The organism is Streptomyces sp. NPDC046122, from assembly GCF_056429965.1.
In genome coordinates this window covers 23,008-33,286 of the sequence record NZ_JBWKLQ010000012.1, presented here as the reverse complement: position 1 = coordinate 33,286, position 10,279 = coordinate 23,008, and the positions used below count along the sequence as shown (strand labels likewise).

The 10,279-nt window shown below is 77.4% G+C and carries 7 protein-coding genes; all 7 read left to right on the top strand.

All coding sequences use genetic code 11. The features are described from left to right. Positions 1-172 precede the first annotated feature (172 nt). The 7 genes from AC07FK_RS25875 to AC07FK_RS25845 all read left to right on the top strand — a co-directional run bounded on the left by AC07FK_RS25875 (position 173) and on the right by AC07FK_RS25845 (position 10,262). Positions 173-1,120, top strand: coding sequence for a hypothetical protein (locus AC07FK_RS25875; RefSeq protein WP_479107325.1), 948 nt, complete (start codon positions 173-175; stop codon positions 1,118-1,120). 236 nt (positions 1,121-1,356) lie between these two features. After that, on the top strand, positions 1,357-2,847 hold the full coding sequence (locus tag AC07FK_RS25870) for a CocE/NonD family hydrolase (RefSeq protein ID WP_479107473.1): 1,491 nt from the start codon (positions 1,357-1,359) through the stop codon (positions 2,845-2,847). Continuing rightward, positions 2,838-4,229, top strand: coding sequence for a YcaO-like family protein (locus AC07FK_RS25865; RefSeq protein WP_479107472.1), 1,392 nt, complete (start codon positions 2,838-2,840; stop codon positions 4,227-4,229). Before AC07FK_RS25870 ends, AC07FK_RS25865 begins: the two co-directional genes overlap by 10 nt. Positions 4,230-4,244: 15 nt before the next feature. After that, a complete protein-coding gene (locus AC07FK_RS25860; RefSeq protein ID WP_479107324.1) occupies positions 4,245-5,576 on the top strand; it encodes a nitroreductase in 1,332 nt (443 codons plus the stop codon). Next, a complete protein-coding gene (locus AC07FK_RS25855) occupies positions 5,573-7,330 on the top strand; it encodes an ABC transporter ATP-binding protein/permease (RefSeq protein ID WP_479107323.1) in 1,758 nt (585 codons plus the stop codon). Before AC07FK_RS25860 ends, AC07FK_RS25855 begins: the two co-directional genes overlap by 4 nt. After that, complete coding sequence (locus AC07FK_RS25850) at positions 7,327-9,087, top strand: ABC transporter ATP-binding protein (protein WP_479107322.1); 1,761 nt, start codon at positions 7,327-7,329, stop codon at positions 9,085-9,087. The genes AC07FK_RS25855 and AC07FK_RS25850 overlap by 4 nt, the downstream gene beginning before the upstream one ends. A 347-nt stretch (positions 9,088-9,434) precedes the next feature. Further along, positions 9,435-10,262 (top strand): alpha/beta fold hydrolase, encoded by an 828-nt coding sequence (locus tag AC07FK_RS25845; RefSeq protein WP_479107321.1) that lies wholly within the window; start codon positions 9,435-9,437, stop codon positions 10,260-10,262. Positions 10,263-10,279: the final 17 nt, after the last annotated feature.

Sequence of the window (10,279 nt, the reverse complement as noted above, 5' to 3'; positions counted from 1 at the left end):
TGAGAGAGTTTTTGGGGGGGGGGGGGGGGGGGGGTGGTTGGTGTCGGGGGGGGGGGGGGGAGGGAAGGGAGGGGGGGGGGTTCCCTTGGGGGGTGGGGGCGTCCCCGCTCCTCTCTTCGTGACAGCCCGGCCGTGGCCAGCTCGGCCCATCCCTCACCCCAGGAGCCCTCTTGTGACCGTCAGCCGACTCGCACCAGGCGTTGAGATCGTCGCCGTCCCCGGAACGGGCGTCGCGGTACGGACGCAGGACGGCGAGTTCCTGCGCGTCGACACCGCGGAGGTGACGGTCGGGGAGCTGATGGCGAGGTTCGCGGGCGGTCCGAGGGGGAGCGCCGCACTGGAGAAGCTGGTGCTGGCCTTCGAGGAGGCCGGATTCGCGGAACGCGCCGCCCCCGTACGGCCCCTGGAAGGGCGAACCGTCTTCCTCCTCGGCGACGCGGCCCTCACCGACACGCTGGCACGGCGGATCGTCGCGGAAGGGGCGGAGACCGGGCTCGTGTGTCCCGACGACGTGGCCGCGATGGCGGAGCGGGGCGTCGGGTCCCCGCAGGGCACGGCGGCGGTGGTGTGGTGTCTCGACTCGCCGGTCCCCGAGGGCCTCTGGGACGCCGCGGACCGGTTGCCCGAGCGGGGCACGGCGTGGCTGCGCTGCCACCGCGAGGGGTTCCAGGCGTGGATCGAGCCCCTGGCCGCCGCACCCGGCGACGTCACCTCGGCGCACGTGCGCCTGCGGCGGCTCGCCGCCACGGCCGCGCACCGCGAACTCGCCGCGTACTGGTCGGGCAGCCGGTCGGCGGAGACCGCCGGGGCGGGCGGCGAGGCATCGGCCGCGCTGATCGCGGAGTTGCTCACCGCCGACCTCGTCGACTGGGCCGGCGCGGGGCGGCCCCGGGCGGGCCGTCTTCCGGTACGCCGCCGACTGCGCCGCGTCGACCTGCGGGACCTGACCGTCGGCGAACACCTCGTCCTGCCCGTACCGGAGGTGGCCCCGCTCAGCCCCCGTACCGGCGCCGCCGGCGCTTCCCGGGCGGCGGCCGCGCGTGCCCTCCCCGGCCGGGAGCCCCGCACGGCCGGGGAGGCCGTGGCCGCCGCCCATGGCCCCCAGGGCGCACCCGCATGAGCGCCGGCAGCGGACACGGCGCATCCGTGACGCGCGAGCAGTCACCCCCGGCTGTCGAGACGTCCGTGACGCGGGATGAGCCGCCCCGTGGTGGCGAGACGTCCGTGACGCGGGATCAGTCGCCCCCGGTTGTCGACCCGTCTGTGACGCGCGAGCAGGCGACACCCGCCTCCCGCGCGGCTCCCCGCGCCGTCCGGCGGGCTGAGGCCGCGCGGTTCCGGGAGCAGCCGGTCGTCATGCCGGACGGCGCCCGCCTCGCCGCGGACCTGTGCCTTCCGGCCGGTGGCCAGGGCGACGGGCCGTTCCCCGCCGTCCTCGTCCGCACCCCGTACGATCGCCGCCGTCATCGCGCCGAGCTGCGCGCCTGGGCATCGCTGGGCTTCGCCGCCGTGGCGCAGGACGTCCGCGGGCGGCACGCCTCGGACGGGCGGTGGCAGCCGTACCGGAACGAGGAGACGGACGGCGCGGCCACGGTGCGCTGGATGCGCCGCCAGCCCTGGTGCGGTGGGAAGGTCGTCGCGTACGGCAGTTCGTACGGCGCGTACTGCGCGCTGGCCGCCGCGCTGGGAGCGGCCGACGGCCGCCCCGACGCCGTGATCGCCGCGGTCCCCGCCCTGGGAGCCGCCGAGACGGCGCGCGAGACGGGCGGGCCGGAGCGCCTGCTGGCCAGGGCGGGCTGGTGGGCCGCGCACGGCGACCGGCGGTCGTCCGACGAGACCGCCCTCGAAGCGGTGCTCGCCAGGGACCCGCTGCTGCTCGACCGGCTTCCCGTCACCGATTTCCCGCACCGGCTCGGGCGCCCCCTGCCCTCCTGGCCGGGACTGTGGCGGCACAGGAGGGAGGACGACGTCGTCCTGCGCGGTGCGGCCGCCGGCATGCCGCTGCTCGCGGTGGGCGGCGCCCGTGATCCCTTCCGCGACGACACCGTGGCGCTGTGGCGGAGCTGGGGCGGCCCGGCCCGGCTCTTGATGGGCCCCTGGGGACACGCGCTGACGGCGTCACCGGGACCCGAGGCCCGTCCTGAGCACCGGCTCGACCTCGGCCGCCTGTACGCCCGTTGGGCGCGCGCCGCGCTCGCCGGAGAACTGTCCGACGGCCGCCGCGGCGTGGCCGCGCTGGGTGGCAGCGGATGGTGGGCCTCCATGGCGGACACCCCTGAGCCCACGGTCCACCCCTTCGGCACAAGCCTGCGCCTGATCGGCGGAGAGCACTTCACGGCCGACCCCGAACAACCGCTGCGGTCCGACCACTTGGACGTACCGCAGACGGGCCGCGCCGACCGGTGCCTGCTGGTCACCGCGCCCCTGCCACGCCCCGTGGACCTCCTCGGCGAGGCCGCGGCCTCGCTGACGGCCGTGGCGGACACACCGACCGCCGACTGGCTCGTACGCGTCGTCGCCCTGGACCCGCGGGGAGTGGCCGACCACCTGGGGACCGGCGTCGTACGGCGCACGGACCCCAGGAACGAGGCCGCCACGTTTCCGGTGCCCCTCGGATTCGTGTCCCGCCGGCTGGCCGCCGGGACACGCTTGCGCGTCGAAGTCGGCGGCCACCACTTCCCCGCCCACGCCCGGAATCCGCACTCCGGCGAAGATCCGGTCACCGCCACCCGGCTCCACCCGTCAGACCGGACCGTACTGCTCGAAAGCAGCGCACTGTCACTGCCCGCCGTCCCCGCCCGGCACCGCGTCGCGCGTGTCGTCCCCGCCCAGGAGATCTGCCGTTGACCAGCAACAGCGTGGCCCCGCAGGCCGTGCCGATCGATGCACTCGTCGACCCCCTCTGCGGGCTGATCCGGGGCGTGGAGCCGGTCGCCCATCCCACCGGCGCGCCGCCCCGCTACACGGCGATGACCGCCGAGGTCGCCGACGCCCGGCGCTTCGGCGCCTGGCCGGCCGACCGGGTCGCGCTCGGCACCACGTTCGGCGATCCGCGCGGGGCGCGCGTCGCCGCCGTCGCCGAGGCGATGGAGCGCTACTGCGGCAACCGGCTGCCGCCGCCGGGACACCCGGACGCGCCCCGGCGGGCGACGGCACGCCGGCTGCGCGAGGAGGGCCTGCGGCTGTACGGGACCGACGACCTTCCCCGGTACGCGCCCTGGCAGTACGGCCGTCCCGGCTTCCCCTACCGGCCGTTCGACGAGGACACGCCCGCCCTGTGGGCCCGGGGGAACGAGGGCGCGGCGGAGTGCTGGGCGCCCGTCGCCCTCACGTACCTCAACTGGCGTCAGGGCGAGCTGCGTTCGCTGCCCCGTACGCATCACCTGAACTACGCGGGCATCGCCACCGGTCAGGGCTTCGACGACGCCGTGGAGCGCGGACTGCTGGAGGTCGTCGAGCGGGACGCCCTCGAACTGTGGTGGCACCTCGACGGACCTGCCCGGGGCGTCGACCCGGGCAGCGTGCCCGGGCTGACCGCCGACCTCGCCGGCTGCGACCTGGACATCTCGATCGTCGAGATGCCGTCCGAGTTCGCGCCCTGCATGGCCGCACTGGCCTACGACCCGCACCGGCGCCTCTACGCCGCCGGCTTCGCCTGCCGGTACGACCCGGCGGAGGCCGCCCGCAAGGCCGTGCTCGAAGCCGTGCACACGTGGGTGTTCACCCAGGGCGCGGTCGACCGCGACGGCTGGGTCTTCCGCGCGGTCGACGCGGGCATGTTCGCACCGGGCCTGTACCTGGAGCACCGGGCCGACCGGCGCTACCTGGACGACTGCGGCGCCGACTTCGCCGCCGTCCGCGACCTCGGCGCGCACGTGCAGGTGTGGCTCGACGAACGCGTCACCCCGCTGGCGAAACGCTTCACCGACCCGGTCGGCGGCGTCGTGGCGATCAGTGACGTCGCGCCGGGCAGCCGCAGCGCCCTCGACGGCCGGCTCGCGGCCGGCGGGCACCGGGTCGTCACCTTCGACCTGACGACCGAGGACGTCGCCGCGACCCCGCTCCGGGTGGCCCGCGTGCTCGTGTCGGGCCTCATACCCAACGCCCCGGCCGCCTTCGGCTACTTCGGCAGCCCGCGGTTCACCGAGGCGGCGCTGGCCCGCGGGTGGCGGTCGTCGCCGCCGCGCGCGCCACAGGACTTCACGCTCACACCGCCGCCGCACATGTGAGGGAGGGGAGACCACGTGAGCTCACCCGTTGCGACCACGGGCGACGTGGCCCGCACGGCGCTCGCCGAGGCCCGGTCGAGCGCCCTCCCCGGCCCGGACACCCGCGCAGGCGGGGCCGCCGGGTGGACCTCCCCGGCGCGGCCCCTCGCCGCGGGAGCCGCACCGAACCTCGACCACGTGCTGCGGCACGCGCTCGCTGCCCTCCCCGGCACGAACGGGCGGCTGCGGCCGGCCCCTTCGGCGGGGGCGCTCCACCCCGTCGGTGCCCACCTCCTGGTCGGCCGCGCGGGCTCCCTGCCCGCCGGGCGCCACGCCTACGACCCGCTGACCCACCGGGCGCACCCGCGCGGTCCCGCTCCCGCAGGCTCGCCGGGCCGCACGCTCGTCGTGCTCACCGTCACCGCCCGCCGCACGGTCTCGCACTACGCGCACCGCGCGCTGCCCCTCCTGCTGCTGGACGCCGGCCACGCCGCCGCGGCGCTCGCCCGGGCCGGCGCCGACCAGGTGTGCCTGGACGCCGACGGCGCCCTGCTGGCGGCAGCGGCCGGCCTGCCGGACCCGGCGCACAGCCGACGGCTGTGGCCGGGAGCGGAACCGCAGCATCCCCTCGCCGTGGCCGGCCTCGGCCCGGCGCCCGGCCGCCTGGCGGACGACCTGCGGCGCTGGGCCGCGTGCGGCCTCGGACCGCCCCCGCGGGCCCGGGACGGAGCCGACGACGTCACGCCCGTACTGGCCCGGACCTGGCGCGCCCTGGAGGAGTCGGCGGCGAGCGGGGCGCCCGCGCGGGAGTGGGCGCCCGCGGCCGCGAGCGGGTCCGGCCGGACGCCGGTGTCCCGGCGCAGCGCCCCGCCGCCGCTGCGCGGCGTTCCCACGCCGGAGGACCTCGCGTACGTCCTGGCGTGTGCGGCAGAAGCCTCGCCGTACGGCGGACCGCGGTGGTGTGTGGCCGTCGGCGGCGCACGGCCCGCGCTGCTCGAACTCGCCCGCGACGGCGACGGCGCGCCGCCGGAGCACGGACGGGGCCCCGCCCTGCGCACGCTCGCGTCCGGCGACGCCCGGCCGACGCTCGCCCGCTGGGCGGCGGGCCAGGCGTGGATGGCCGAATCCGGAGCCGTGCTGCTCGCCCACGGATGCCCCGGGGACGCGGACGCGGCCCGCATCCGCCGCGACCACCTGACGGCGGGCTACGCGGCGGGCCTCGCGCAGTACGCCGCCACCGAACTCGGCCTGGCGTCGCGCCCGGTGGGCTCCTGGCAGCAGGCCGACCTCGGCGCCGCGCTCGGCGGTGCGCGCGGCCGCGACTGGATCGTGCACGGACTCGTCATGGGAAGAGATGATCACCAGTGATGCTTCACCCGGAGCTGACGCGAGCCGCCGGTGCGGCGCGCGGCGCGCTGCTCGGCGCGACGGCCCTGCTCGTCGCGGTGGCCCTGACGCACCTCGTCCAGGCCGTCCTGCTGGCCGTCGCGCTCTCCGCGGTCGCCCGCGGCGACACACGTCAACTCCCGGTCCTGCTCGGCGCGGTGCTCGTCGCCGTGGCCGCCCGCGCCGGGCTGAGCCGGTGGCAGCGGCGTACGGCCGTGGAGGCGGGCGCACGGGTAAGGGTGCGGTCGCGCGACGATCTCCTGCGGCGGCTCGGCGAACTGGGGCCCGCCCACCTCGACGGGGCCCGCGCCGGGGCCGTCCGCGCGACGCTGGTCGACGGGGTCGAAGGCGTGGACGCCTACGTCTCCCGCTACCTGCCGCAGCTGCTGGTCACCTGTGCCGTCCCGCCGCTGCTGCTCGCCGTGGTCGCCGTCGTCGAGCCGTACGCCCTCCTCGCCCTGGTGCCCGCCCTCCTGGTGGCGCTCCTGGCCCCCCGCTGGTGGGACCGGCTCCTGGCGGACCGCGGCCGTGAGCACTGGGACAGCTACGAGAACCTGGCGGCCGACTACCTCGAAGCGCTGCAGGGCATGCCGGCCCTGCGCGCGGCCGGCGCCGTCGGCCGGACCCGTGAGCGGCTGCAGCACCGGTCGGCGGCCCTCCACCGCGCCACCGTGGCCAAGCTCCGCGTCTCCCTCGTCGACACCGGGCTCACCGACCTCGCGATCCAGGGCGGCACCGCCGCCGCCGCTCTGGTGGCGTGCGCCTCAGCCGTCTCGCAGAACGCGACGGCGACCGGCACCTACGTGCTGCTGATGCTCTCCTCGGAGTGCTTCCGCCCCGTGCGGGACCTGTCCAGGGAATGGCACGCCGGTTACCTGGGCGTCTCGGCCGCCGACGGCATCGCCGCCCTGCGCACCGCACCGGGCGGCGTACCCGACGGGGGCCGGCGGCGGGCGGACTGGGACGGTCCGCCGAGCATCTCCTTCGACGACGTGACGTACACGTATCCGGGCGCGCGGCGCCCCGCGCTGGACGGCGTCACCTTCACCGCCGAGGCCGGCGCCACGACGGCCGTGGTGGGCCCCTCCGGTGCGGGCAAGTCGACCCTCCTGGCCCTGCTGACGCGCCACCACGACCCGCAGCGCGGCAGGGTCCTGGCTGACGGCACGGACACGACGCACTACACCCTGGACTCGCTGCGGGCCGGCATCGCCGTCGTCTCCCAGGAGACGTACCTCTTCCACGCCTCCGTCGCCGACAACCTCCGTCTGGCCCGCAGCGGCGCGACCGACGACGAACTGCGCCAAGCCGCCAGCGCGGCGGGCATCCACGACGAGATCGCCCGCATGCCCGACGGATACCGCACCGTGGTGGGGGAGCGCGGCGCCACGCTGTCCGGCGGACAGCGGCAGCGGCTGGCCCTCGCCAGGGCCCTGCTGGCCGACGCGCGGGTCCTGGTCCTCGACGAGGCGACCAGCGCCGTGGACGAACGCGGGGAGGCCCGCATCGGCACGGCACTCGCCCAGGCCGCCCGGGGACGCACCTGCGTCGTCGTGGCCCACCGCCTTGACTCCGTACGCCACGCGGACCGGATCGTCGTGCTCGACGGCGGCCGGGTGCGGGCCGTCGGCGAGCACGACGCCCTCATGGCGGACGGCGGACTCTACGCCCGACTGGTCGAGGCCGGGCGGACGCAGGAACCGAAGCAGACGAAGGAAGCAGGACGAGCCGCATGAAGCCCACCCCCGCCGGAGAGCGCGGGCCCCTGCGGGCCCTGCTGCCCGCCCTCGGACCGCACCGGGCCACGGTGGCGCGCACCTGCGCGGCCGCGCTCGTCGACCAGGCCGCGCTCGTCGCGCTGGTGACCCTCGCCGCCCACACGGTGGGCGCGGCCGTCGTCGACCGCGCGGCGCCCTCCGCCGCCACGGTGACGGCGCTCGTCGCGCTCGTGCTGGTACGGGCGCTCGCCACCTGGCGCGAGATGGACCTCTCGCACGACCTGGCGTACCGCGTCCTCGCCGAGCTGCGCGTACGGGTCTTCGACGGTCTGGCGCGCAGCGCGCCGGCCCGGATCGGCGGCCGGCGCAGCGGCGATCTCGCCGCGACGGCCATGGGGGACGTCGAGGCGCTGGAGTTCTTCTACGCCCACGCCACCGCCCGGCTCATGGCGTCGGCGGCGGTGTTCGGCGGCGGGACGCTCACACTGGCCGTCGTCGAGCCCCGGATGCTCCTCGCGGTGGTTCCGGTGGCGGTCCTGCTCGTCCTCGCCCCGCTCCTCGAAGGGCGGGGCAGGACCGTACGGGGAGCCCGGACGCGCGCGGCGGCGGCCGAACTGTCCGCCGAGGCCGTACAGACGGTGGACGGCCTGCACGAACTGCTCGCATTCGGCGCCCTGCCGCGCCGGCGCGCGCGGCTCGCCTCGGCAGGGGCGGACCTGGCCGCGGCCCAGCGCGCCGAGCAGTCCTGGGAGGCGACCGCCGCGGCGGTGCGCGACGCGCTGGTGGTCGCCGCGGTGGTCGCCGTGGTCGCGATCGCCGCGCACTCGGTCGCCGCCGGGCGGCTCGACGGCCCGTGGGCCCCGGCCGCCATGGCCTTGGCGCTCGGCACCCTGGCGCCGGCCGCCGAAGCGGCCGCGGCACTCGGCCAGGCGGGCGGACTGCGCCCGGCGGCCGCCCGGGTCGGCGCGGCGGTCACGGCCGTCGCGGGAGCCCCGGCAGCCGCCGCGCCGCGGGAGCTGCCCGCCGGCCCGCTCGGAGTACGCCTGCGCGACGTCCGGTTCGACTACGGCGGCGCACCCGTACTCGACGGGGTCGATCTCACCGTCCACGCGGGCGAGACCGTGGCCCTGGTCGGCGCCTCGGGGGCGGGCAAGTCCACCTGCGCCCACCTCCTCGCACGGTTCTGGGACCCGTCCGGCGGGGCTGTCGAGCTCCTGCCGGCCGACGGCTCCGCGCCGGTGGACCTGCGCGACCTGCCCGAACCCGGCCTGCGCCGCGCCGTGGCCGTCGTCGGCCAGGAGACGCCCCTCTTCCACGGCACCCTCGCGGACAACCTCCGCCTCGGCGCCCCCGACGCGAGCGACGACCGACTCGCCGACGTCGTGCGCGCCTGTGGCATCGACCGTTTCGTCACGGACCTCGACGCCCCTGTGGGCGAACGCGGCACGACGCTGTCCGGCGGCCAGCGCGCCCGTATCGCCCTGGCCCGGGCGCTGCTGGCAGATCCCCGCGTCCTGGTCCTCGACGAGACGACGGCGCACCTCGACACGGCCGGCGACGCCGAACTCGCCGCCGCGCTCACGGCCGCCTCGGCCACCCGCACCACCCTCTGGATCGCTCACCGGCCGGCCACCATCCGCCGCGCGGACCGCATCGCCGTCCTGGAGTCGGGACGCGTCGTCGAGGAGGGAACCTGGAGCCGGCTCACGGCCCGGGGAGGGGCCTTCACCCGTGTGGTGGTGCCACAGCAGCGGACCTCCGCCGGGCAGGGCTGATCACGGGGCCCGTACAGGGGCTGCGACCGTGTCCCGGTCGCCTTGACGCCGGTCCGCCCGGACGTACGTTGGGCCAGGCCGGGTTCGGCCGCCGCCCGGGGGTGCTCTCGGCCACGGGGCCCGGCACGTGCTCCGACATGTGCAGTACGCACAGCCGCTCCCCGACGCGTACGGCCGGGCCCCGGGCCCACGGCGCGCGCGGGGCCCGCCCGGGTGGCGTACTGGAGGAAGAGCCCCGGAGCGGGTGCAGGCGAGCCGGAGGTACCGGGCGTGGAGGCCGAGCGGGTCACGGGCGGCGCCGCCGCGACGGGCATCCCGGCATCGGGTGCGGCGGGGAGGTGACGGCGGTGGGCGCGCACGAGGTCAGGGAGGGCCGCTTCCGGCACCGGGGGGCGGAGCTGGTCTACGACGACGCCGGTACGGGCCCCCTCGCCGTGTACGCGCACGGCGGCCTGGTCAGTCAGGCCGTCGAGGACCGGATGGGCCTGTTCGACTGGACGCCGCTGCTCGCCGGCGGCCGGCGCCTGGTCCGTTACGACGCCCGTGCGCACGGCCGCTCCACCGGCGGCCCGGTGGACGCCGACTACACCTACGCCGCACTCGCCGACGACCTGCTCGGCCTGCTCGACCACCTGGGCGCCGCGCGTCCCGTCGACGCCTCCGGCGCGTCGATGGGGTGCGCCACCGTGCTGCACGCCGCCGTGCGGGCCCCGGACCGGTTCTCCCGGCTGGCCCTGCTCGTCCCGCCGACGGCCTGGGAGACGCGTCTGGCGTACGCGCGGGCCAACCTGGCATCCGCCGACACCGTCGAACGGGAGGGGGCCGATGCCTGGATTGCGGCCCGGCAGCGCCGGCCGGGTCCCGCGGTGACGGCCGGCGTTCCCGCCTTCCCGCCCACGCCCTCCGAGCGCGTACTGCCGTCCGTACTGCGGGGGCTGGCGCGGTCCGACCTGCCCGCCCGTACGGCGGTCGCGGCGTTGCGCCGGCCGACGCTGATCCTGGCGTGGGCGGACGACCCGGGGCACCCGCTGTCGACGGCGCAGGCCCTTGCCGAGGTGCTGCCGCACGCCGACCTGCACGTGTCCCGTACCCGCGCCGACATCCGCACCTGGGGAGAACGCGTCGCGGAGCACCTGAGCGCGACGCGTCCGGCACGGTCGCGGCGTACGCCATGACGCTCCGACCGGCGCCC

Bases quoted from the DNA above. Each gene is read 5' to 3' on its own strand.
- AC07FK_RS25870 (WP_479107473.1), top strand. From the start codon at position 1,357: ATGCCGGACGGCGCCCGCCTCGCCGCGGACCTGTGCCTTCCGGCCGGT.
- AC07FK_RS25850 (WP_479107322.1), top strand. From the start codon at position 7,327: ATGAAGCCCACCCCCGCCGGAGAGCGCGGGCCCCTGCGGGCCCTGCTG.